At 36.8% G+C, this 21,790-nt stretch carries 20 protein-coding genes, 8 tRNA genes and 2 rRNA genes; 4 read left to right on the top strand and 26 right to left on the bottom strand.

Annotation, left to right across the window (positions count from 1 at the left end; all coding sequences use genetic code 11):
• Positions 1 to 180: 180 nt before the first annotated feature.
• On the top strand, positions 181 to 447 hold the full coding sequence (locus tag NSA47_RS15545) for a DUF5673 domain-containing protein (protein ID WP_506323680.1): 267 nt from the start codon (positions 181 to 183) through the stop codon (positions 445 to 447).
• Between the two features lie 76 nt (positions 448 to 523).
• On the opposite strand, the gene NSA47_RS11365 is transcribed toward NSA47_RS15545, so the two are convergent.
• Complete coding sequence (locus NSA47_RS11365) at positions 524 to 1,285, bottom strand: prolyl oligopeptidase family serine peptidase (RefSeq protein ID WP_257532074.1); 762 nt, start codon at positions 1,283 to 1,285, stop codon at positions 524 to 526.
• 84 nt (positions 1,286 to 1,369) lie between these two features.
• Positions 1,370 to 2,359, bottom strand: a complete 990-nt coding sequence (locus NSA47_RS11360; protein WP_257532072.1) for a substrate-binding domain-containing protein — start codon at positions 2,357 to 2,359, stop codon at positions 1,370 to 1,372.
• Positions 2,360 to 2,547: 188 nt separating this feature from the next.
• On the opposite strand from NSA47_RS11360, the gene modA reads away from it, so the two are divergent.
• Genes modA through NSA47_RS11345 form a run of 3 tightly spaced genes read left to right on the top strand, consistent with a single transcriptional unit; the run spans position 2,548 to position 5,081 of the window.
• Entirely contained in the window at positions 2,548 to 3,354 is an 807-nt protein-coding gene (modA, locus tag NSA47_RS11355) for a molybdate ABC transporter substrate-binding protein (protein ID WP_257532070.1), read from the top strand.
• Positions 3,355 to 3,391: 37 nt separating this feature from the next.
• Entirely contained in the window at positions 3,392 to 4,060 is a 669-nt protein-coding gene (gene modB, locus NSA47_RS11350) for a molybdate ABC transporter permease subunit (protein ID WP_257532068.1), read from the top strand.
• Positions 4,061 to 4,070: 10 nt separating this feature from the next.
• The gene (locus NSA47_RS11345; protein ID WP_257532230.1) at positions 4,071 to 5,081 is read left to right on the top strand and encodes a sulfate/molybdate ABC transporter ATP-binding protein; all 1,011 of its coding nucleotides are present in this window, start codon (positions 4,071 to 4,073) and stop codon (positions 5,079 to 5,081) included.
• A 191-nt stretch (positions 5,082 to 5,272) separates the two neighbouring features.
• On the opposite strand, the gene NSA47_RS11340 is transcribed toward NSA47_RS11345, so the two are convergent.
• The 24 genes from NSA47_RS11340 to rrf (NSA47_RS11225) all read right to left on the bottom strand — a co-directional run bounded on the left by NSA47_RS11340 (position 5,273) and on the right by rrf (NSA47_RS11225) (position 21,784).
• Complete coding sequence (locus NSA47_RS11340) at positions 5,273 to 5,791, bottom strand: chromate transporter (protein WP_257532066.1); 519 nt, start codon at positions 5,789 to 5,791, stop codon at positions 5,273 to 5,275.
• Between the two features lie 55 nt (positions 5,792 to 5,846).
• Complete coding sequence (locus NSA47_RS11335) at positions 5,847 to 6,449, bottom strand: chromate transporter (protein ID WP_257532064.1); 603 nt, start codon at positions 6,447 to 6,449, stop codon at positions 5,847 to 5,849.
• Positions 6,450 to 6,492: 43 nt separating this feature from the next.
• Positions 6,493 to 7,815 (bottom strand): pyrimidine-nucleoside phosphorylase, encoded by a 1,323-nt coding sequence (locus NSA47_RS11330; protein WP_257532062.1) that lies wholly within the window; start codon positions 7,813 to 7,815, stop codon positions 6,493 to 6,495.
• A gap of 158 nt (positions 7,816 to 7,973) precedes the next feature.
• On the bottom strand, positions 7,974 to 9,461 hold the full coding sequence (locus tag NSA47_RS11325; protein WP_257532060.1) for a sulfatase-like hydrolase/transferase: 1,488 nt from the start codon (positions 9,459 to 9,461) through the stop codon (positions 7,974 to 7,976).
• A gap of 1 nt (position 9,462) precedes the next feature.
• Positions 9,463 to 10,503: a LacI family DNA-binding transcriptional regulator gene (locus NSA47_RS11320; protein ID WP_257532058.1), complete on the bottom strand. Its 1,041-nt coding sequence runs from the start codon at positions 10,501 to 10,503 to the stop codon at positions 9,463 to 9,465.
• A gap of 48 nt (positions 10,504 to 10,551) precedes the next feature.
• A complete protein-coding gene (locus NSA47_RS11315) occupies positions 10,552 to 11,487 on the bottom strand; it encodes an ABC transporter permease (protein WP_257532056.1) in 936 nt (311 codons plus the stop codon).
• Complete coding sequence (locus tag NSA47_RS11310; protein WP_257532054.1) at positions 11,480 to 12,544, bottom strand: ABC transporter permease; 1,065 nt, start codon at positions 12,542 to 12,544, stop codon at positions 11,480 to 11,482. Before NSA47_RS11310 ends, NSA47_RS11315 begins: the two co-directional genes overlap by 8 nt.
• Positions 12,531 to 14,078: an ABC transporter ATP-binding protein gene (locus NSA47_RS11305; protein WP_257532052.1), complete on the bottom strand. Its 1,548-nt coding sequence runs from the start codon at positions 14,076 to 14,078 to the stop codon at positions 12,531 to 12,533. The genes NSA47_RS11310 and NSA47_RS11305 overlap by 14 nt, the downstream gene beginning before the upstream one ends.
• A 242-nt stretch (positions 14,079 to 14,320) precedes the next feature.
• Positions 14,321 to 15,382, bottom strand: coding sequence for a BMP family lipoprotein (locus NSA47_RS11300; RefSeq protein ID WP_257532050.1), 1,062 nt, complete (start codon positions 15,380 to 15,382; stop codon positions 14,321 to 14,323).
• A gap of 263 nt (positions 15,383 to 15,645) precedes the next feature.
• Positions 15,646 to 16,767: an anaerobic sulfatase maturase gene (locus NSA47_RS11295; protein ID WP_257532048.1), complete on the bottom strand. Its 1,122-nt coding sequence runs from the start codon at positions 16,765 to 16,767 to the stop codon at positions 15,646 to 15,648.
• An 85-nt stretch (positions 16,768 to 16,852) separates the two neighbouring features.
• A complete protein-coding gene (gene cdd / locus NSA47_RS11290) occupies positions 16,853 to 17,275 on the bottom strand; it encodes a cytidine deaminase (protein WP_257532046.1) in 423 nt (140 codons plus the stop codon).
• 81 nt (positions 17,276 to 17,356) lie between these two features.
• Positions 17,357 to 18,193 carry a YjjW family glycine radical enzyme activase gene (locus NSA47_RS11285; RefSeq protein WP_257532044.1) on the bottom strand — a complete coding sequence of 279 codons (837 nt, stop codon included), beginning with the start codon at positions 18,191 to 18,193 and terminating at the stop codon, positions 17,357 to 17,359.
• A complete protein-coding gene (locus NSA47_RS11280) occupies positions 18,190 to 19,686 on the bottom strand; it encodes a YjjI family glycine radical enzyme (protein ID WP_257532042.1) in 1,497 nt (498 codons plus the stop codon). The genes NSA47_RS11285 and NSA47_RS11280 overlap by 4 nt, the downstream gene beginning before the upstream one ends.
• 31 nt (positions 19,687 to 19,717) lie before the next feature.
• A complete protein-coding gene (locus NSA47_RS11275; RefSeq protein ID WP_257532041.1) occupies positions 19,718 to 20,431 on the bottom strand; it encodes a Crp/Fnr family transcriptional regulator in 714 nt (237 codons plus the stop codon).
• 181 nt (positions 20,432 to 20,612) lie between these two features.
• Positions 20,613 to 20,729: ribosomal RNA gene (gene rrf / locus NSA47_RS11270) — 5S ribosomal RNA — on the bottom strand.
• A 7-nt stretch (positions 20,730 to 20,736) separates the two neighbouring features.
• Positions 20,737 to 20,813: transfer RNA gene (locus NSA47_RS11265), tRNA-Arg, on the bottom strand.
• A gap of 8 nt (positions 20,814 to 20,821) precedes the next feature.
• Positions 20,822 to 20,906, bottom strand: a tRNA-Leu gene (locus NSA47_RS11260).
• Positions 20,907 to 20,922: 16 nt separating this feature from the next.
• Positions 20,923 to 20,998, bottom strand: a tRNA-Lys gene (locus NSA47_RS11255).
• A 160-nt stretch (positions 20,999 to 21,158) separates the two neighbouring features.
• Positions 21,159 to 21,243: transfer RNA gene (locus NSA47_RS11250), tRNA-Tyr, on the bottom strand.
• A gap of 49 nt (positions 21,244 to 21,292) precedes the next feature.
• A tRNA-Thr gene (locus tag NSA47_RS11245) sits at positions 21,293 to 21,367 on the bottom strand.
• A 25-nt stretch (positions 21,368 to 21,392) separates the two neighbouring features.
• A tRNA-Asp gene (locus tag NSA47_RS11240) sits at positions 21,393 to 21,469 on the bottom strand.
• A gap of 31 nt (positions 21,470 to 21,500) precedes the next feature.
• Positions 21,501 to 21,575, bottom strand: a tRNA-Glu gene (locus tag NSA47_RS11235).
• An 11-nt stretch (positions 21,576 to 21,586) separates the two neighbouring features.
• Positions 21,587 to 21,661: transfer RNA gene (locus NSA47_RS11230), tRNA-Asn, on the bottom strand.
• Positions 21,662 to 21,667: 6 nt separating this feature from the next.
• A 5S ribosomal RNA gene (gene rrf, locus NSA47_RS11225) occupies positions 21,668 to 21,784 on the bottom strand.
• Between the last annotated feature and the right edge of the window lie 6 nt (positions 21,785 to 21,790).

Genomic DNA, 21,790 nt, shown 5'->3' with positions numbered 1-21,790 from the left:
ACGGATTTTTAGCTACTATAACCAAACTACCTACTCTTTACTCTGCAAAACAAAATATTCATTATCGGCTTTACTTTACTCATCTTACTTTTGTTAGGCATTACCCTTAGCGTAATCCTCCAAGAGGGATTGAATGAATTTATCCTTAACAGTAATCATGCGATATTCATAAATATCATCATGTATTCTAATTATTTATTTTTATTTATCATTTACTCTCAATATCCTGGATTAGTAATCACAGAGCAAGGTTTATATCTCTTTGTAGACATTCCCAAATTAGTTCCTTGGGATGACATCAAAGACTATAAATGGGCCAAAGTTTTAAATAAATATCATCTGGAATTGTGTAAAAATACAAAATATAAAAAAATCCACAGGAATTTCCCAATCTCTGATAAAATTATCATTGATTTCATTATTCGGGACAGAAAATTTAAGCTTTAACATAAACTTATATTATGTATAAAAGAGAGAAGGCTATAGGATGGACCCATCCTATAGCCTTCTCTCTTTCCATGTTTTATAAATATTTTTCTAGCCAGGATACAGCAGACTTTACCATTCTAATGCTAATATGGTGATTCATATTTTTATATACCTCTAGCTCAATTCTACCTTTATCCTCCTGATATAAAGGAGAAACTTCCTCTAAAAAATACCGTTGAATCTCAATAGGCACGGATGTATCCGCATCCCCATGGAGCATTAATATGGGGCGGGGATAAAAGGAATCTTTATAGGTAAGGGGATCATATTTTTCTACTTCTTCCCTATCCATTTTATTGTCTAAATCTATATTTAATTTTTCACTAATAAGTTCCTTGGTTTTAAAAAGGGAGCATCCCCCATTAAAGGTAATCAAACTTTTTATATCGGGATTTTGGGCAAAAATGCTCGCAGTAATGTACCCTCCCATAGAGCTTCCCGATAGGGCAATAGCCTCTGGGTCCATATCGTATTGCTCCTGTACTTCTTCCCTCATTCCCTTAAATTCATCCACTGATTGTTTTACAATGGTCCAAAAATATTGCAATATATTTTTGGAAGTATATTCTTCCAATGGATTTCTTTCTCCATGAAAGTTTGAATCAGGTAGTATGACCTGGTATCCATATTGGGCTATGATTGTTGCTAGAAATTGATGTCTTTCCTTACTAGAGCTCCATCCATGATAGTGAAATAAAGTAGGTAACTTTCCCTCAAAGGATGTAGGTCTCACCAATAAACATGGAATATGATTCAATATGACTTTTTTTACTTCAATAAAATCCCGTGGTCGCAATGATTTTCCTCCTAGTATGTATTTCCATGAATGTTAAAAATCATGAATTGAAAATTTCCTATTACAAGAGTAGTAATGTATATTTTAGGTTTCTGCTACAATATTACCCATTTCCTTAATATCATACCCTCCTATTCCCTTAAATTCAATTTGGAATTCATGGGAAGCCAGTATCTCTAAAATAGCCTGAACAACAGGGAGCTGCATATCCTCTTTCTTAATCACTAGATCATAGCGTTCCTTTTGTAAAGGAATAAAATCAATCCCTTCTACTTGACTGGCAATCTTTTCAATTCCTACTGCTACATCTGCTTCTCCTCGTCCTACAGCACTGGCTAAGGCAAAATGAGAAGGGCTCTCATTTTGATAGCCTTTAATCCCATAGCCAGAAATACCTAGCAATCGTAAGTTTTCATCTAAAAGTACCCGAGAACCTGCCCCCTTTTCTCTGTTGACCATGGTAATCTCGCTTCTCTTTAAATCTTCCCACGTTGTAATATTTTTGGGATTTCCTTTTGCAACGTAAAAACCCTGCATACGATAAGTAAGATGAATAATGACAGCAGGAATACCTGGGAGCAATCTTCTGACAAAAGGAATATTATATTCTCCAGTATCCCCATCCCACAAATGAGTAGAAGCCACTTGAATATTCCCCCGATACAATTCAATCAAACTATTATAACTACCAATATAAGACCGCAGAGTCCGAACTCCTTTAGGATGACGCTCTATATAATTTGATAAAATATCCAACATTAAATCTTGGCCAGAGATCACAAACCCTTTACCTAAACCTTCTAAAGTAGGGGAGGGTAGGTTTTCCACTGCCCCTTCTACTTTAGCTTTCTTTGTAGGCTGAAGATTTTTCGAATTAGAAATATAATCTTCGACATCCTTTAAGGTAAATCGTAGATTTCTCCCTACTTTATAGGAATTGATTTCTCCCCGCTTTACCAATTCATATACCGTGTTTTTGGCAATTTTTAAAATATCTGCTACCTCTTGGGCGTTCAAAGCCTTATCCTTCACCTCATATCCCACCTTTCCCAACATAAAATTGATATATTTCATTATATCATTGTTGGTAACATTTGAATATTTATCCTCCCCTAGAATAACTGCTTGACTAAGTTATAAATTGTCGTTATACTTTAAAATGTAGAACGGGTGATAACGTGACATAACATTACATAAAATATTCTTTTCATCATGTATCGTCATGTTTTATCCCATCATTTATTATGCCAGGAGGAAAGAAAATGAAAAAATCTTTAGTGTTATTCATCATTTTAGGTTTGGTTGCCACTATGTTTATGGGTTGTTCTCAAGATACGCAAAACCCTGAGAACAATCCTGAACAATCTAATGAGGAAGCCCTAGAGCTAACAGTAGCAGCTGCTGCCAGTTTGACAGATGCCATGAAGGAAATTGAAGAATTGTATAAGAAGGATCATTCAAATACAACTTTTGAATTTACCTTTGGAGCTTCTGGTGCTCTTCAATCTCAAATTGAAGAAGGTGCCCCTGTAGATGTGTTTTTATCCGCGGCCCAAAAGCAAATGGATTCTTTAGAGGAAAAAGATATGATTGACAAAGATAGCCGTAAGGATTTATTGTTAAACAAGGTGGTTTTAATTACTCCCCAAGATTCCAATGCCGATATTAAAACTTTTGAAGATATCTCTACTGATAAAGTAAAGAAAATTGCTCTAGGAGAACCTGAAAGTGTCCCTGTAGGACAATATTCTGAAGAAGTTTTTGATGCTTTAAATATTAAAGATCAAGCAGTGGCAAAAGCAGTATATGGCACCGATGTACGTCAAGTTCTTTCATGGGTAGAAACAGGTGAAGTAGAATGTGGTATTGTCTATGCAACTGATGCAGCTACTACTGATAAGGTAGAGGTAGTTACTGAGGCACCAGAAGATTCTCATAAGCCTGTTATTTATCCTGCTGCCCTTATTAAAGATTCGAAAAATAAAGAAGCTGCTAAATCTTTCTTAGATTTTCTATCCACCAAAGAAGCACAGGAAGTATTTGAAAAATATGGTTTTTCTACCCTGTAATTAAAGAGAAAGAAACAAAATAGAAAGGGGGCTACTCATGGATATTACACCATTGATCATTTCTCTTAAGACCTCTCTACTCTCTACACTCTTTGCCTTTATTTTGGGTTTATTCGCTGCCAATAAGGTGAGAAAAATGAATAGATTTCGTGGATTAATTGATGGAATATTCACTCTCCCCATGGTGTTGCCACCAACGGTTTTAGGTTTTTTTCTCCTTATTCTTTTTGGCAAAAACAGTATACTGGGTAGGTTTTTAGGCACTCTAAATATCAATGTTATTTTTTCTTGGGAAGCTACGGTAATTTCAGCTGCCGTAGTAGCATTCCCTTTGATGTACCGCTCTACTTTAAGTTCCTTTGACGATGTAGATGAAAATCTGATTTTTGCAGCCCAGACCTTGGGAATGAGCAATATCAAAATATTTTGGACAGTGATTCTCCCTAATGCTCTATCGGGAATTATGGGGGGAATTATTTTGGCCTATGCCAGAGCCTTAGGGGAATTCGGAGCTACGATGATGTTAGCTGGAAATATTAAAGGAAAAACCCAAACCATCCCCATTGCTATATATAGTGCGGTACAAAGTGGAGATCGAGCCACAGCTTATAAATGGACTTTCGTCATTATAGTCATTTCCTTTGTTATGATCATAGGTATGAACTATTTTAATCAACATCAACGGGTACAAAAAAGGAGGAACTAAATTGAGTTTAATGGTCAATATCAAGAAAAAATTCGGTGACTTCCTCCTAAATGTAGACTTTGAAGCTGACAAAGAAATTTTAGGGGTATTGGGAGCCTCAGGTTGTGGTAAAAGTTTAACTTTAAAGTGTATTGCAGGAATTGTTGAGCCCGATGAAGGACGAATTGAATTAGATGGAAGAGTCTTATATGACTCCACTAAGGGCATCAATCTCCCTCCTCAACAGCGGAAAGTAGGCTATCTATTTCAAAATTATGCCCTATTTCCCAATATGACAGTGGAGAAAAATATAGGTTGTGGTTTGGGGAAAAGGGGCAACTCAGAAATTATCTCAGAATATATAAGAAGATTTCAGCTAAAGGGCTTAGAAAAAAGATATCCTTCCCAATTATCAGGAGGCCAACAACAAAGAGTGGCTCTTGCAAGAATATTTGCCTCTCAGCCCGAGCTCCTCATGCTCGATGAACCCTTTTCTGCCTTAGATAGCTATTTAAAATGGCAATTAGAGCAAGAAATGATGAATATATTAAAGGACTATAAGGGCGCTGTGCTCTTTGTATCTCATAATCGAGATGAGGTCTACAGATTGTGCAATAGGATTGTGGTTATGGACAATGGTAAAAGTGAAAGACCTTGTACAAAACATGAATTATTTCAGTTCCCAAAAACATTGGCAGCTACCATATTATCTGGGTGTAAAAATATATCCCGGGCAAAAAAAATATCCCATCATAGCCTAAGAGCATTGGATTGGAATATTGTACTTCATACAGAGGAACAGGTTAAGGACAGTATCACCCATGTAGCTATTCGGGCAAACCATCTGGAAATGGGGAAAACTAAAGGGGAAAATACTTTCTCTTTTCCCGTAGCCAATACTATTGAGGAAATGTTCAATCAAGTTTTGATATTCGATACAGGACATAAGCCTCTTCGCTTTGAATTTAGTAAATCCGAATCTCCTTATGAGAAACAAACCTTATTGATAAATCTTCCTAAGGAAAAGTTAATTCTTTTCTAATAACTTATGCTTTACAAATAATAAATTTAAAACTAATTCTATAGGAAGGCGGCCATTTCCGCTCTACTGATCTAGGAAAGTTTAGTCCTTACTAGCAACTCCAACTTTCCTAAATTATAAAAAGATCTGAAAATTTTCAGATCTTTTTATAATTTAGTTCTAATAAATTTATTGTTTTTTTCTAAGATTTATTATAGGACATAAAATAATAAAATTCCTAAACCACCAGAACCAATAATTGCTACTATAGGATTAATTTTATATTTTAAAAGTACTATAAGTGTGGCTGCCAGGATTATTATACTTTTTATATTAATAATTCCCAAAGGCTTAGTCATTAAGGCACTCCAAATATTATTTATTGATGAAGTATCCTTAAATATGGCTGTTTCAGCTACGAATACCGCTGCAGTTATAATCAATGCCACGATTACAGGCCTAATGCCATAAAACACGGCTGTATTTGCTGGATGTTTTTGGTACTTAAATAGATATTTTGATAGGATAAGAAGAATTAGAAGAGATGGCAATGCTACCCCGATTGTAGCTACAGCCCCTCCTAAAATGCCCGCCGCTTTATACCCCACGAAAGTAGCTGAATTAACTGCAATCGGTCCAGGAGTCATCTCTGCCACCGCAATAATATCTATAAATTCTGAGGAACTTAACCAGCCATTGGATGCGATCTCCCCTTGTATAAGAGGGATCATGGCATAGCCTCCTCCAAAACTAAATAAACCAATTTTCATAAATGTAAGAAAAAGTTTAAGATAAACCATCTTTATGACCTTCTTTGTGTGATTTTTCCTTCTTTTTCAAAGGAATGATATAACCCACTATCCATCCTACTAATCCACCACCGATTATTGCAAAGATCACATTAAGGTTGATGGCAAGAATAAGAATAACGGTTAGGATGGTGATAAGGGCTGCCAAAGCATCCTTTATAGATGTTTTGCCTATCTTAATAGCAGCCATAAGTACTAGGCCCACTACTGCCGACCTCACCCCCATAAAAGCAGCTTGGACTATAGCATTATCTTGAAAATTACTCAAGAATGCTGCAATAATGGTAATGATCATAAAGGAGGGAAGGACAACTCCAATGGTAGCCACAACGGCTCCATAGGTTCCAGCGATTTTATAGCCTATAGATGTAGAAGAATTAATCGCTATGGAACCTGGTACTGACTGGGATAGAGCAAAAATATCAATAATTTCTTCCTCCTCTACCCAAGCTTTTTTGTCTATCATTTCTTTTTCGATGAGAGGAATCATAGCAAAGCCTCCTCCAAAGGTAAATAAACCTACTTTGAAGAAGCTCATAAAAATTTCGATAAGCAACCTTCTTTTACTTTCTTTTGTCAATTTATCTCCCCCCTTATAAACCGTCAATGAATATATGAAACTTTTAGAATCTTTCTATGGAATCCTTAGTGACTCTTGCATGGATCAAAGGAGTAATTTGAGGCTGAATTGAGCCAATATGTATTGCTTCTCTTAACATATTTTCAGCCTCCTGCACAGCTTTTGCCTTTGCCGTATATATCACTGCAAAAGTTTGTCCTTTTGTGATTTTTTCGCCCAGTTTTGCCTTTAGAATAATCCCTGCGCTATAATCAATAATATCTTCCATGCTTTCTCTTCCTGCTCCTAAGACTACAGAAGCAATTCCACAGCTTTCGGTATCTATTTTATCAATCCAACCCTCTTGATGGGCTTTTACTTCATGAATTATTGGGGCCTTTTCAAATTGGTCAGTATTTTCAATAAAGGATACATCGCCCCCTTGAGCAACTACCATTTCCTTGAACTTTTCAAAGGCTTTACCACTATTTAATGCTTCCTCAGCCATTTTCATACATTCTTCTAAGCTCCCTCTTTGAGCAAGATATAGCATATTGGCGGAAAGATGTAAGCAGACTTCGGTAAAATCATCCGGCCCATTTCCCTTTAAAGTATCTACCGCTTCCATAACTTCTAGTGAATTTCCTATAGCATTCCCCAAAGGCCTATCCATATCAGTAATGAGTGCAATGGTCCTTCTCCCTACATGCTCACCAATGGAAACCATGATTTGAGCTAATCCTATAGAATCTTCAATGGTCTTCATAAATGCACCGCTACCCGTCTTCACATCTAACAGGATTGCATCTGAACCTGCAGCAATTTTTTTACTCATAATACTTGCTGCAATGAGGGAAACATTATCTACTGTTGAGGTAACATCTCTTAGGGCATAAAGTTTTTTATCGGCTGGAGCAAGATTGCCAGTCTGTCCAATTACACTAAGTCCCATAGTCTTTACTTGATTCAAAAAGTCTTCCCTCGATACCGCAGTAGTCAAATTGGGTATAGATTCCAGTTTATCTAAAGTACCTCCTGTATGCCCAAGGCCTCGACCCGACATTTTGGCTACGGGAACGCCACAGGAAGCTACAATAGGTCCGATGACCATAGTTGTTTTGTCTCCCACCCCTCCTGTACTATGTTTGTCTACTTTAATCCCAGGAATGGATGAAAGATCTACCGTATCCCCTGATTGGGCCATATATTTCGTCAATGTGGAGGTCTCGTGATTGTTCATTCCCTGAAAGTATACGGCCATCATAAAAGCAGAAGCCTGATAATCAGGAATATTTCCTTTTGTATATCCCTCCACAAAAAACTTTATTTCCTCCTCTGTTAATACTTCCCCATTCTTTTTCTTTTTTATTAGGTCATACATTCTCATAATATGTTCCTCCCATTCCTTCACATTTGTATAAAATTCATTTTTAATATTGTATAAATCATATAAGGAAATTGTAATATTACAATTTCCTTATATAACAAAACTTTGATTTTATTAGATAAATATAAATGTCCTTAATCTATCCCTCTTAAAATTCATTATAGGATCTTTTCAGGATCATCGGTTTTTGACTGCCATTTAATAAGCCTTTCTTGCATATCCTTAAGTATATCCGCATATTCCGGATGTTCAATAAGATTGACTAATTCAAAGGGATCTTCTTTTAAATTGTACAGTTCATGGATATGATCTTTGGTGGCTATATATTTATAATCTTCGTGAACAATCATTCTGCTTACAATATCCTCGCCATATCCATGTCCATAGGTTTCAGACATAATGTCCTCTCGCCACTCATCACTTTCTCCTGTGACTAAAGGCAATAGACTTTGCCCATGGATTTTATTTTTTGTAAATTTTGTACCTGCAGCATCCAAAATAGTCACTGGATAATCTATGGTACTGACATATTCATCCCTTACCTGACCTGAAGGTATTTTTCCCTTCCAACTCATGGCCAAGGGGATTCTCATGACCTCCTCGGACATATAGGAACCTTTATCAAAATGGCCTCCATGGCTTGCAAGAGCATCTCCATGATCTGTTGTCCAGATAATCAGCGTATTGTCATCCAATCCAAGCTCTTTTATCTTATCTAAAATCATTCCCCCTGCAGCATCAATCATGGAGATATGAGCATAGCAATACTTCACAATTTCTTTCCACTCATTCCATGAAAGAGGAGTAGGATGGATAATTTGATTGTCCTTACCTAGAGGAATATTTCTTTCTCTATGATAAAAGTCTGGCTTTCCTGTTAAATCACTAGCTAAACTCCCATATTCAGGCACATCAAAGTCTTGGTACATATCCAAAAATTCCTGAGTGGGAAAATGAGGTTGATGAGGACCCCAAAAGTCTACCCTTAAAGAGAAAGGTTTTCCGCTTTTATCCTGGGCTAATTTTTCAAGCTGTTCACAAGCAAGCTTTGCCAAAAAGAAGGATTCATGGGTTTCCTTTGGTGTAGTGGTTACTCCTATGGCATGTTCCCCACACCAGAAGGATTCACATTGATAATCTGCCCCCTCCTTTAATTTTAGAAAATCTCCTTGGGCAGTAATCTCTGGAATCTCAAAAGCCTTTTTGATATGATGGACAGCCCTTGGTAAATTGTAACGTTCAAGATAGTCTGCATAGGCTTGGCCGGTATAAGGATTTCCATAATCCGTCTGGGAATATCCTTCACATTGATGATCATTGGCCGCACCTGGACCAGCATGCCATTTGCCATAATAATAATTCTGATATCCTGTTTCAGCAAGGGTATCTAGATATACTTCGTGATTATATGGAGGATCGCTATAGTTATGGGTTTGCCTATGGGTATGAGAGAGTAATCCTGTAAGCATGGTTCTTCTCGTTGGACCACAAAGTGGGGTAGCACAATAGGTATTGTTAAAAGTAGCCCCCTCTTTTGCTAATTGATCAAAATTTGGCCGCTTTGGCTTTGTTCCTTCATCCCAACCCCATCTATAGTATGCTTGGTGATCGTTTTGTATAAAAATTATATTTGGTTTTTTGTCCATATCACTTCACTCTCCTATCTTTTGTTATAAAGGGTGGATATGCCACCGATTCGCCTTTAGAAGGAATACAGGGAAATAAAATAATTTCATTTTCATCCGTGTCTGTTGATTCTATTCTATTAATCAACATCTCTGTTCCCCATTTCCCTATTTCATATCTTGGAGTTTTAATGGTAGTAATATTGGGAATTGTAAAGTTCACATAAGGTATACCATCGGTCCCTAATATGGATAGGTCTTGGGGGACTTTAAGGCCAAGGTGATAAGCTGCTTGTAATACCCCTAAAGCGATCATATCGTTTATCGCATATATTGCGGTAATCTCTGGGAATTTTGTTAACAATTCAATTGTTTTTTCCTTAGCACTATACATATCTAATTGAGAATAGGTAATGTAGTCTTTATTATATAAATTATATTCTCTTAAGGCTTTATTGAATGTACTAAAGCGATAGATATTCATTAGAGATCCCTTAGGACCAGCAACTAAGCCAATATCACGATGGCCTAATTCTATTAGTTCAATAAGGGATTGATAAACCTGTTGATCCTCCTTATAACTGACAACAGGAATACCATAGCCTTCTAGATTTCGTGTTAAGGAAACCACATGAATGCCCTTATTCATTAGTCTGTGTATTTCCTCAATATAGGATTGCTCCGAGTATAAAAACACCGAAACTAAAATACCATCAACCTCTTGATGATCTAATATTCTGAGGCACTCAATGGTCTTTTCTATGCTTAACTCAGCATTTAAAATAAAAATGTTGTAGCCTCGTTCCCGAGCCACCTTTTCCGCAGCTGTAATAATGTCTATGGAATAAGAGTTACTAAGTTGCCCGATGATCATTCCAAGGGTATAGCTGTGTTTTGTTTTTAAGGCCCTAGCTGCAGCACTAGGCACATAGTTTATGCTTTGAGCAATATCCAATATTCTATCTCTGGTTTTAGGGGAAATACCTTTTTTCCCATTTAAGGCCATAGACACCGTAGCAATAGAAACTCCAGCTGCTTGGGCAATATCCTTAATTGTTGGCATAATGATCACCTTTCTAGTCCTCAATATTATAATTAAAACATCCTACAATTATCTTTGTTGTACATATTTTGTATAGGGTTTTCCACTGGATGAAATTCCTGCATCAGATTCTTTTTTCAATGCACCAGTAAGAATTACCAAGCTGGCAACATAAGGTATCATCTGTATAAATTCACTAGGTATAGGATTGTTGGGGATGGTTTGAACATAAAGTTGAACGGCTTCAAAAAATCCAAACAACATTGCAGAAGCAAAAGAACCTAGAGGTGTCCATCTGCCCATAGTTACAGCTCCTAAAGCAAGATAACCCCTACCAGCTACCATGCCCTCTTGGAATAGATTCATATGACCAATAGATAAGAATGCTCCTCCTAGTCCTCCTAAAATGCCTGAAGCGATTACACATAGATATCTTATTTTATGCACAGAAATTCCAGCAGTTTCTGCAGCCCTAGGATTTTCACCCACAGTTATAATTCTAAGCCCTAAGGGCGTTTTTTTAAATATATAATGCACTACAAATAGGGCAACTAAAGCTAAATATACCAAGGGAGAAAGGGAGGCAAGAAAATCTCCAATAACGGGTATTCCTTTCAATATTGGGGTACTTGCCATATTAGCAACTCTAGGCGAGCTTCCTTGTTGCTTAAAAATAGCTTGCAGTCCTACACCAGAAAATCCTGTGGCCAAAGAAATCAGTGCCATAGAGCTTACCGATTGGTTTCCCCCCCATGTGATGGCGATCATAGAGTGGATAGCTGAAATGAATACTCCTAAAAGTATAGCCACTAAAATTCCTACCCAAGCATTCCCGCTCAAATAAGAACCTATTACTGCTCCGAAAGCACTGGCTAACATAATTCCCTCTAGTCCAATATTGACTACCCCAGAACGCTCAGACATTACTCCCCCAAGGGCAGTAAAAGCAATGGGGGTACCCATTCTTATGGTAGATGTTAACATATACATTATAAAACTAAGCATGCTGTTTACCTCCCTTGCTTGGTTTTTTCACTAAATAATATCGAATTACATGTTCACCACATAAAAATACAATAATCAAACCCTGAATAATATCTACCATATTTTGAGAAACTCCTACGCTAGACTGCATCATCAAAGATCCACTACGCATGGTCCCAATTAATAGGGCAGTGAAAAAAATCATAAAGGGATTATTTCGTGCCATAAGGGCAACGGGTATTCCATTAAATCCATATCCTGGTGAAAAGCCATTGACAATTTTCCCTAAGGAACCAGTGACTTCAATTCCCCCCGCTAAACCTGCTATAGCTCCACTAAATAATAGGGCAAAGAACATATTTCTTTCTACATTAATCCCATTGGTGCGGGCTGCATGTTTATTTAAACCCACTGCTCGCATCTCATAGCCTATGGATGTTTTATTGAGAAGAATATACACTACGAAAATACCAAAGATAGCAATCACAATACCCAGATTTAATACGTAAGGAGGGGGAAGGAATTTAGGTAACCTTGCAGTGTCATGAATTGCCTTAGTGGCTAAGGCTGCTCCTTCTCCCTTAAAGGGTCCCATAATCAAATATTGAACTAGATATTGTCCTATATAATTAAACATAATGGTACTGATAACAATGTGGACATTCCTTTTTTCTTTTAAAAGAGCTGGTATAAATGCCCATAACATCCCACCTATCATTGAAGCAATCAAAACTACGGGGATATGCAAAAAAGTGGGAAGTTTTATATGGGCACCTACTATAGCGGCTGCCATGGCCCCAAGAAGTAATTGTCCCTCTACCCCTATATTAAACACACTACATTTAAAAGCAAGAGCAACAGCCAAACCTGTTATAATCATAGGTACAGATTTTGTAAGCGTAATAGTCCATGCCATAGGTGTGCCGAAGGCTCCTTTTAGCAAGGCACCATAGGCTTCAAAAGGATTGCTCCCCAATAAAGCGATGATTATAGCCCCTACAACAATTGCCATAAATAAGGATATAAGAGAAATAAGAAGATTAATGAACATCGTAGAATGTTTTTTAGCCTGCAACATTTTTTTCACCATCCTTAGTTTTTTTTCGAGAGCCTAACATCATTAATCCTAATTCCTGACGGGTTATTTTTTCGGCATCCACTACGTCAATTATCTCTCCCTTATACATAATGGCAATTCGGTCACTGACTGAAAGAATTTCATCTAATTCAAGGGAGAACAGAATGACACCTTTACCATTATTACGCTGTTTCAAAAGAGTTTCTTGTACAAATTCAATTGCCCCAATATCTAGGCCCCTTGTGGGTTGTACTGCAACAAAAACATCAGGGTTTCGAGTAGCTTCTCGGGCAATAACAATTTTTTGCTGATTTCCTCCAGAAAGGGTTCCCGCGTTTACTTCAGTATTGGCACATCGTATGTCAAAATCTTCCCGCAACTTTTTGGCATTCTCTTTCACAGTTTTATCATCAATCCACAAACCATTTTTAGCAAATTGTCCATGATAATGTAAGCCTAAAATCAGGTTCTCCGCTATGGAAAAATCTAATACCAGCCCGTCTCTATGCCTATCCTCAGGAATGAGTCCAATACCCTGATCTTTTCGCTCTCTAGTTTTGGATTGGGTGATGTCTTTACCTTTAAGCAATAAGGAACCGCTGTCAACAGGCAATTGTCCACAAATCACTTGTACCAATTCCTCTTGTCCATTTCCATCTACCCCTGCAATCCCCAATACTTCTCCAGATCTTAGGGATAGATTAATATGTTTAAGTTTATCAATTTTCTCCCTATTCACATAATGAATATCCTTTAGTTCTAAGAGATTTTCATAATGGGCAAAATGTGGTCGTTCCTTTCTCCCTAAATCAACATCTCTTCCTACCATCATACGAGTTAATTCATCAGGGTTTGTTGAAGATTTTTCCACCGTTCCTATCACTTTACCTTTTCTAATTACAGTAATATGATCAGATATTTTCATTACCTCAGCTAGTTTATGGCTAATAAAAATAATTGTTTTTCCCATCTTTTTCAGGTTGAGCATAATCTCACAAAATTCATCAATTTCTTGGGGAGTTAAAACCGCTGTAGGTTCGTCAAAAATTAAGATCTGGGCTTCTCGATAAAGAACTTTTAAAATTTCCACCCTCTGTTGTTCTGTAACGGACATTTGTCCTACTTTTTTCCTTGGATCAACCTTTAGTCCAAATTGTTCAGATAATTTTGTGATTTTCTCTTCAGCCTTTTCACGATCTATTTTAAATTTGTTGCCAATTTCCTGGCCTACAATAATATTTTCCGCAACAGTAAGCTTAGGAATTAGCATGAAATGCTGATGTACCATTCCTATTTTTTGCTCAATAGAATCTTTGGAACTATTGAATCTTACAGGCTGTCCATTGATAATGATTTCTCCTTCATCTGGTTGATATAATCCATAAAGGATATTCATTAAGGTAGATTTTCCGGCTCCATTTTCTCCGGCTAAAGCATGAATTTCTCCATCTTCAATATCAATGGATATATGATCATTTGCTATTATTCCTGGAAAGCCTTTGGTAATATTTTTAAGCTGGATGATATACCCCATTTTCTCACCTCAAATAAGATTTTCTTTTGAAACGTTTAAGTTATGAATGAAAAAATAAATAATTTCTTTACAAAATTATTTATACTTTTTAATGTGAAATTTTTCATTCTATGCATGTAAGGTTGTATTATTCCCATCTTTATGATTCAATCCCAGCAGAAAGATTGAAGTCTTTCCGCTGGGGTATAAAGTATATATACTTTTAAACTTGATATATTTTTCTAGCAATTGCTTTTAAAACTCTATTTTTCATACTTATAGTTGAAATCTTTAAGTTCTTGTTCTGAACTAGGAACTTTTATTTCTTCTGAAATAACTTTTTCTGTAAGGTCATCCATAATGGCTTTTACATCTTCTGGGATGGTCTTTAATAACTCCTCATTTGGAGTATATAACAAGGTTACACCTGATTCTTTAAGTCCTAATGCCTTTGGAGCTGAAGTATCAAATTTTCCTGCAAGATATTCTTCAATAATCCCATGAATAGCTTGATCTATAGGTTTTACAACGGAAGCAACAATTTTTTCTGGAGATTGGTCAAATTGTCCATTTGCAGCACCGAAGGCATACTTTCCTTCACCAGCATCCTCTGCCGCTTTAAATACACCTAGATTACAAGCACCAGCGTAAGTTCCTACAAAATCTGCACCTTTGCTATACATAACATTTGCTACTTCGTTGCCCTTTCCAATATCTGAATAACTATTGGTAAACGCTGTTAAGACTTTAGCATCAGGATTCACTGCCATTGCACCAGCCTTGTAGCCATTTTGATAACGATATTGAATGTCTTCTTCTAAGGCAAGGACAGCACCAATGGTATTCGTTTCTGTCATTAGTCCTCCTAAAGCGCCTGCTAGGAATGCAGCTTCATGTTCCTTATAGGCAATAGACATGACATTATCATATCCCTCTAGAACTTCTGATAAATAAAGGAATTTAACATCTGGGAATTCTTGAGCAACTTCTAACATTCCATCTTTAAATTCAGAGGTAGAGACAACTAAAAATTCTGCACCTTGTCCAATCAATGTTCTAAGACTGTTGGCCACATCTGAAACCTCAGGAACTTCTAGACTCATCGCCTCTACTTCTAGGTCCTCCTCAGCGGATTTTAAACCTTTAAGTATATCATCATTGAAACTTTGTGTACCAAATTCTAATGCGATAAGACCTACCTTAACTTTTTTGTCGCCGGAAGGTTCTGAATCATTTGTCGCAGGCTTTCCACTGCATCCTGCAAAGGTAGCGATTACTAGCATGCATACAACAGCAATCACAATAATCTTTTTTGAAAACTTCATTCATTAGTTCCCCCTTTTGTTTTTTATATTATTTTTTTATATTATTAAATAGGCTTTTTTCACCTATTCATGCGGGATAAATAAATTTGTTATTCTCTAGATTTCTTAATCGTTTAAGTGCCTTTTTTTATTATAATAGCACCGATACATCCTGTCAACGATTTCAGGTATAATTTTCAACAAATCTCGACAGTCTTTTCTGTGCTATTCCTTTTCCCTATATTTTCCTATAGAAGAGTGTTTCGAGGCATTAAAGCTTTGTATTATTGCCTTTGGGATATCATTGATGCTATTTTATATAATCTGTCATAGGCATAGTCAAAGAATTCCTTATATGATGTACAAAAATAATTTTCAGATGGCTGATTATCTACCATTGGTTCTTTATATCTTTTACACCCACCCCTACATAGATTAAACCATTTGCAATCCCGACATTCCTTTCCTATATTATAGGATTCTTCTATGAATTTTTTACTGTTTTGGGAATTTTTTATTTCTTCAAAATCATGTTTTGCAATATTTCCTAAATACCAGTTATCTGTTACATAAAAATCACAGGGATAGATATTCCCATTAGCTTCTGTTACAAACTGGCAGGAACATTTTCCTGACATCCCACAAGCTTCAGGGGAATGACCTAGTAATACTGCAAGCAAATTATCAAAATATCTTATGCTTATTATTTCCCCCTTCATAATATCTCTGTACCATTGATCAAAACTCTCTTTTAAAAATATTGTATAGTTTTCTGGAGTTAGAGAATGGTCCAGAGTTCCTGGTACTTCATCTAAGGGATCTAAACAAGGGATAAATTGCAAATATTTAAAGTTTTGTCGTTTAAAGAAACTATATATTTTCTGAGCATGTTTTGCAGCATAACCACTGATAACAGATAATATATTGTACTCAACCTGATATTTATCAAGTAAACCAATGGCCTTCATTACTTGATTGAAAGTACTTTTTTCGGCCAAATTCATTCTATTCCTATCATGAATCTCTTTAGGCCCATCTAAGGAAATACCTACTAAAAAATTATGTTCATGAAAGAACATAGCCCATTGTTCATTTATATTTATACCATTGGTTTGTATTGCATTATATACTTTTATATTTTTGTTATTGTATTTGTTTTGAAATTCTATTAGTTTCTCATAAAATTCCAAGCCTACAAGAGTAGGTTCTCCTCCCTGAAACATAAAAGTACACTCATAATCACTATAGGTTAAGGCCTTTTCAACAATAATCTCCAATGTTTTTAAGGACATTAGACCGTATGATTTTTCATTTCTGAGTTCAGATATTGAGTTGTAAAAGCAATATTTACATTTTGAATTGCATTCACTTGAAGAAGGTTTAATAAGCAAACTAAGTGGTGGCAAATTTTTCACCATCCTTTGCTATAAAATTATACACACTTTTCCTAATAGAATTATTCCATCAATATTCTTAAAATAATTCTATCTTCTATTTTGTTATATCTTTTCGGGCGAAACTTAAAGGTAATAATTCCTCTAGGGAGTAAACTTTATAATCCTCTTCTGTTCTTGCCAAAATCACCCTAAATTCCTTTAGATCACAAAATTCCGCCATAACTTGTCTGCATACTCCACAGGGAGCACAATAGTCATATTCATTTTGCAGGGTCCCTTCTGGTCCCCCTACAATGACAATTGCTTCAAATTCTTTTTCTTCATTAGAAATGGCCTTAAAAAAGGCAGTTCTCTCCGCACAATTGCTTGAGCTTTGGCCAGCTATTTCCACATTACAGCCCCTATAAATATCTCCTTTTTTTGTTAATAGTGCCGCCCCTACATGGAATTTAGAATAGGGAGCATAAGAAGCTTCTCGCGCAATAAATGCCTCTCTTATCAATTGTTTATCTGTCATATCTTCCCTCCTTTGTTAGCTTTCTATCTTGGGCCATTTTAGCCCTATACTCTATGATACATGAATATGAGTCTGATTTCACTAGGTAATGTTTACATGTTGAAATCCCATTTCCAATGCTTTCCGCTGTATATCCTTCATATATTCATCAGAAGGGCTATTTGTATTTTTTAATCTTCCTTTGACTCCATGATTTCTAAATTTAATTAGCTTTAGTTTTATATTCCTGCTTTTGTCTCCAATTGTTGTTTTAATTCCTTCTAAGATGTCTTCAACATCTACTTCTCCAGGAATACATACAATTCTCATTTCCTCTAATTTATTGGTATGGGCTAGAAATTTTAGATTCTTCTTTACCATCTCATTTTCTCCACCCGTAAGTCTTTTAAATTTCTTCCTATCCCAAGCTTTAACATCTAACATAACTCCACTGCAGACTTCCATAAGTTTTGGATATTGGGATAAATCCGTGGTTCCATTACTATCAATAAGACAGGATAGTTGGGCCTTTTGAGCAAGGATAAACAGTTCTTGTAAAAATTCTGGGTATAAAGTACATTCCCCTCCTGAGACGGTAATCCCCCGTATAAAGGGAATATTCTTTTCTACCTCTTTAAACACTTCTTCCGCCGTCATCCACTTAGGCTTTGGGGATGAATGATAAGGACAATGTTGTATACAGCTGCCACAGGAATCACATTTTTCTTCCTCCCATAGAACCTCTCCATTTTCAAAATAGAGAGATCCCGTAGGACATTTCTCCACACATATTCCACAGTTAGAGCAAACTTGTTGTGTCTCTGGATTATGGCAATAGGCACATTTAAGATTACAGCCCTGTACAAATATAGAAGTACGATTTCCTGGCCCATCTACAATGCTGTGGGGGATGATCTTATGGATTAGGGCTGGTTTCATACCCCTCGCACCTTTCTCTGATCTAATTTATTGCTATCATAATTTGGTGCTCCTAGTTGCGTAGTATTTTGTAAGACTACTTGATCATTTCTGTATTTTTCCATCTCACTTTTCTTGACTAAATATCCTGTTATCCTTACCAAGTCACTATTTTCTTCATAAAAGCTTATATATTTTACGCCCAAAGAAAAGGCTCCTTTTACAATATCCAACATAGCGGCGGGATTGTTTCTAGCAGTAGTTTCCATAGAGAATATATCACTACATCCTGTTGGAATTAATTCATGAAAACGTGCACTATGACGAAGGTGATCTGATATATTCTCCGGTTCATCTCCCACAGGAATTCTTACTCCAGCTGTTACATCCTTATCATAATCCATTCCTACCTGAGCATGGAGCATAAAATGATCTTCAGCAATTGGTGAGTATTTTGCAGGGAAACTTGTGACAAAATCAGATATGGTATGCATAATTTTATCCGCTAAATCATCTGCATCAGCATCATGTCCATAACGTTTGCCCGTACCTTCTAGTAAGATATTTGTACAATCTGCTAAACCCACAATCCCAAACATGCCAACAAATTTATCCTTGTCAATAAGTCCTTCTTTAACTAAGAAGGAACTTTCAAAAAATCCTGATTCTTCTACTAAAAAACTTACCCGTTCATTCATATAGTCCCCCATGGACTGAAGACAGTCAGGAAGTATAGTATGAAAAAAGTCATCAATATTTTTAGCCAGTTTCGCCGCCTTTGGGAGTACGATTCTCGAAAGAGTGTAAGCTCCTCCCCCCAAGGGCAAAATATTATAACAACTTGCTATTCCATAGTCACAACAATAGGTGTCTTTATTGAGCTTATGGTTACAAATTGCCGGATTAGCACAAAAAAGACTTGTATTAAGGGCTAATTCACCCATCTCATCAGGAGTAATATCTGGATTATATTTTAATGTCAGATTAGGTATAGCATTTTGTACTTCTTTTTCTACCTCCAATATCAACCTTCCTGCACGGGTATATTCAGGACCCAAGTTAGCATGACAAAAACTATCTGTAATCGTTCTATCCAGATAATTTAAAAAAAGTTTTAATTTTTTCCGTACTTCATCATCACTATATTCTGCAATGAAAGGCTCAATCATCTTGTCTAAGTTCCCTAAATAAACCGGAAAGCTAGTAATAGATGGAACATGGCGATAAAGAATCATCAAAGAATTTAGCAATTCATCCAAATCCTTGGGTGGATCTAATTGTAAAAACTCGCTACCATTTTCAATAAACTTATCATAGTCCGGTAATATATAGCGTGGCCGATAAGGAGCGTTCCCCTCGAATAAATGATCAATTGCATTTTTTTCAAAATAATATTTTGTCTTTTCTGGTATGTGAAGTACATCGACACTATTCTCTGCGGCATGGGCCAAAGATAATACTTTTTGCTCATAAGCAAGTTTTCTAGACTTTATCAAATCCAATACATCAGTCATTTTGCATCATCCTTTTTTATAAAAATTAATATTAAAATTTCATGAAATTCTCCACACTTTTTACCATATCATTATACTGTTTCTCTGTAATGATTATCCTCTGACCTTTTATCTTTAATAAATTTTGACCTTCCAGTTTTTTCATTACACGATTTACAGTTTTAACAGCATACCCTGTCTCCTCCGCCATTTGCCCCCGTGTAATCTTTAGGATAGAGAGATTGTTTTTAATATTTAATTTATAGTGTTGTATAAGGTATATTTTAATGCGATCAATGGCTTTTAACATTAGATAAATTCTTTGCTGTTTTTGCTCGTCCAACACACGTTTTAATGTAATTCTTGTTCTCCTATATAGATATTGGGAATGATTTTTCAAAAAATCTATATAGGTATTTACAGGAAGGGTTATAAAAGTACATTTTGACTCTGTTATTAAACTTGCTCTAAATTTTGATATATCCGATAGGGCTTCCATTTCTCCAAATACTTCTGGAGCGGGAAATTTCTGAAAGGTGTAGATTTCCCCCGTAGCATACTCTTCTAATGCTTTCACTTTGCCAGATAATAGAATCCATATTGTGCTTATATCCTCGTCAGCGATTATAAACCTTGTTCCCGTTTGTATTGTAACAACTTGGCAGAAATCCAGGATTTCATTGGGGTTTTCCTTAAAAATTTCTTTAAATTCCTTAATTTTAGCATCGGGAATTTGGGATATTTCTTTCCATATATGGTGTATCATCTACGCACCTCCTCATCACTATAGCATAATTTTCTCCTTGACAATAAGGACATATGTCCTTATTGTATGCCTTTATTTTGATTATATAAGTTTTTATGTTTTTACATACTAAAAAAGGTAGACAATATCGTCTACCTCTAAAAAGAAAAATCCCACTAACATCTTCAAAAAAAAAGAAAAAATCTCGCAACGACCTACTCTCCCAGGACGTCACCGTCCAAGTACCATCAGCGCTGAAGGGCTTAACTTCTGTGTTCGGTATGGGAACAGGTGTGACCCCTTCGCTATTGTCACGAAATTTCTTATGGCGTGCCTACAGGGATTCGAACCCCGGACCTACGGCTTAGAAGGCCGTTGCTCTATCCAGCTGAGCTACAGGCACAGGTTATATGGTGCGGGAAACAGGACTTGAACCTGCACGTCATTTGACACTAGATCCTAAGTCTAGCGCGTCTGCCAATTCCGCCACTCCCGCAGATAAAATAAAAAAATGGTGACCCATCGGCGACTCGAACGCCGGACACCCTGATTAAAAGTCAGGTGCTCTACCGACTGAGCTAATGGGTCAAGTAGATATTACGTGCCTTTGTTGCTATTAAATATGAGCTTCACTCTAAAATATCATCGGAATTAAGTGACTCGCGAAAAATCATTTCATGATTTTGGCTCCCTACTTATACCGACTGAGCTAATGGGTCAGGTAGATATTGAGTGTCATAGATCATAATGGTGGAGGGAGAAGGATTCGAACCTTCGAAGGCTCCGCCGGCAGATTTACAGTCTGCTCCCTTTGGCCACTCGGGAATCCCTCCAGTTAATAATGAAATCTCTAACAAATCCAAAGTTACTTCAAAGAATATATGGAGCTGGCGATAGGAATCGAACCTACAACCTGCTGATTACAAGTCAGCTGCTCTACCGTTGAGCCACGCCAGCATAAAATATATTTAATTTATTTAAATGGCGACCCGGAACGGACTCGAACCGTCGACCTCCAGCGTGACAGGCTGGCATTCTAACCAACTGAACTACCGGGCCATAGTGATATAGATAATCTTTTAAAAATAAATGGTGACCCCTAGGGGACTCGAACCCCTGTTACCGCCGTGAAAGGGCGGTGTCTTAACCGCTTGACCAAGGGGCCAGGCTAAAAAATGGCTCCCCAGGCTGGATTCGAACCAGCAACCTATCGGTTAACAGCCGAGTGCTCCACCGTTGAGCTACTGAGGAACAAAAATCCCGCAACGACCTACTCTCCCAGGACGTCACCGTCCAAGTACCATCAGCGCTGGAGGGCTTAACTTCTGTGTTCGGCATGGGAACAGGTGTGACCCCTCCGCTATTGTCACGGAATCTTTC

The organism is Irregularibacter muris (assembly GCF_024622505.1).
In the GTDB taxonomy this organism is placed as follows: domain Bacteria; phylum Bacillota; class Clostridia; order Eubacteriales; family Garciellaceae; genus Irregularibacter; species Irregularibacter muris.
The sequence above is the reverse complement of the archived record's forward strand: the minus strand, read 5'-3'. Positions and strand labels throughout refer to the sequence as shown.

Coding starts and splice junctions, on each gene's coding strand:
- NSA47_RS15545 (WP_506323680.1), top strand. CDS start 181: ATGTATTCTAATTATTTATTTTTATTTATCATTTACTCTCAATATCCT.
- NSA47_RS11360 (WP_257532072.1), bottom strand. CDS start 2,359: ATGAAATATATCAATTTTATGTTGGGAAAGGTGGGATATGAGGTGAAG.
- modA (WP_257532070.1), top strand. CDS start 2,548: ATGAAAAAATCTTTAGTGTTATTCATCATTTTAGGTTTGGTTGCCACT.
- modB (WP_257532068.1), top strand. CDS start 3,392: ATGGATATTACACCATTGATCATTTCTCTTAAGACCTCTCTACTCTCT.
- NSA47_RS11345 (WP_257532230.1), top strand. CDS start 4,071: ATGGTCAATATCAAGAAAAAATTCGGTGACTTCCTCCTAAATGTAGAC.
- NSA47_RS11340 (WP_257532066.1), bottom strand. CDS start 5,791: ATGATCCCTCTTATACAAGGGGAGATCGCATCCAATGGCTGGTTAAGT.
- NSA47_RS11330 (WP_257532062.1), bottom strand. CDS start 7,815: ATGAGAATGTATGACCTAATAAAAAAGAAAAAGAATGGGGAAGTATTA.
- NSA47_RS11325 (WP_257532060.1), bottom strand. CDS start 9,461: ATGGACAAAAAACCAAATATAATTTTTATACAAAACGATCACCAAGCA.
- NSA47_RS11320 (WP_257532058.1), bottom strand. CDS start 10,503: ATGCCAACAATTAAGGATATTGCCCAAGCAGCTGGAGTTTCTATTGCT.
- NSA47_RS11315 (WP_257532056.1), bottom strand. CDS start 11,487: ATGCTTAGTTTTATAATGTATATGTTAACATCTACCATAAGAATGGGT.
- NSA47_RS11310 (WP_257532054.1), bottom strand. CDS start 12,544: ATGTTGCAGGCTAAAAAACATTCTACGATGTTCATTAATCTTCTTATT.
- NSA47_RS11305 (WP_257532052.1), bottom strand. CDS start 14,078: ATGGGGTATATCATCCAGCTTAAAAATATTACCAAAGGCTTTCCAGGA.
- NSA47_RS11300 (WP_257532050.1), bottom strand. CDS start 15,382: ATGAAGTTTTCAAAAAAGATTATTGTGATTGCTGTTGTATGCATGCTA.
- cdd (WP_257532046.1), bottom strand. CDS start 17,275: ATGACAGATAAACAATTGATAAGAGAGGCATTTATTGCGCGAGAAGCT.
- NSA47_RS11285 (WP_257532044.1), bottom strand. CDS start 18,193: ATGAAACCAGCCCTAATCCATAAGATCATCCCCCACAGCATTGTAGAT.
- NSA47_RS11280 (WP_257532042.1), bottom strand. CDS start 19,686: ATGACTGATGTATTGGATTTGATAAAGTCTAGAAAACTTGCTTATGAG.
- NSA47_RS11275 (WP_257532041.1), bottom strand. CDS start 20,431: ATGATACACCATATATGGAAAGAAATATCCCAAATTCCCGATGCTAAA.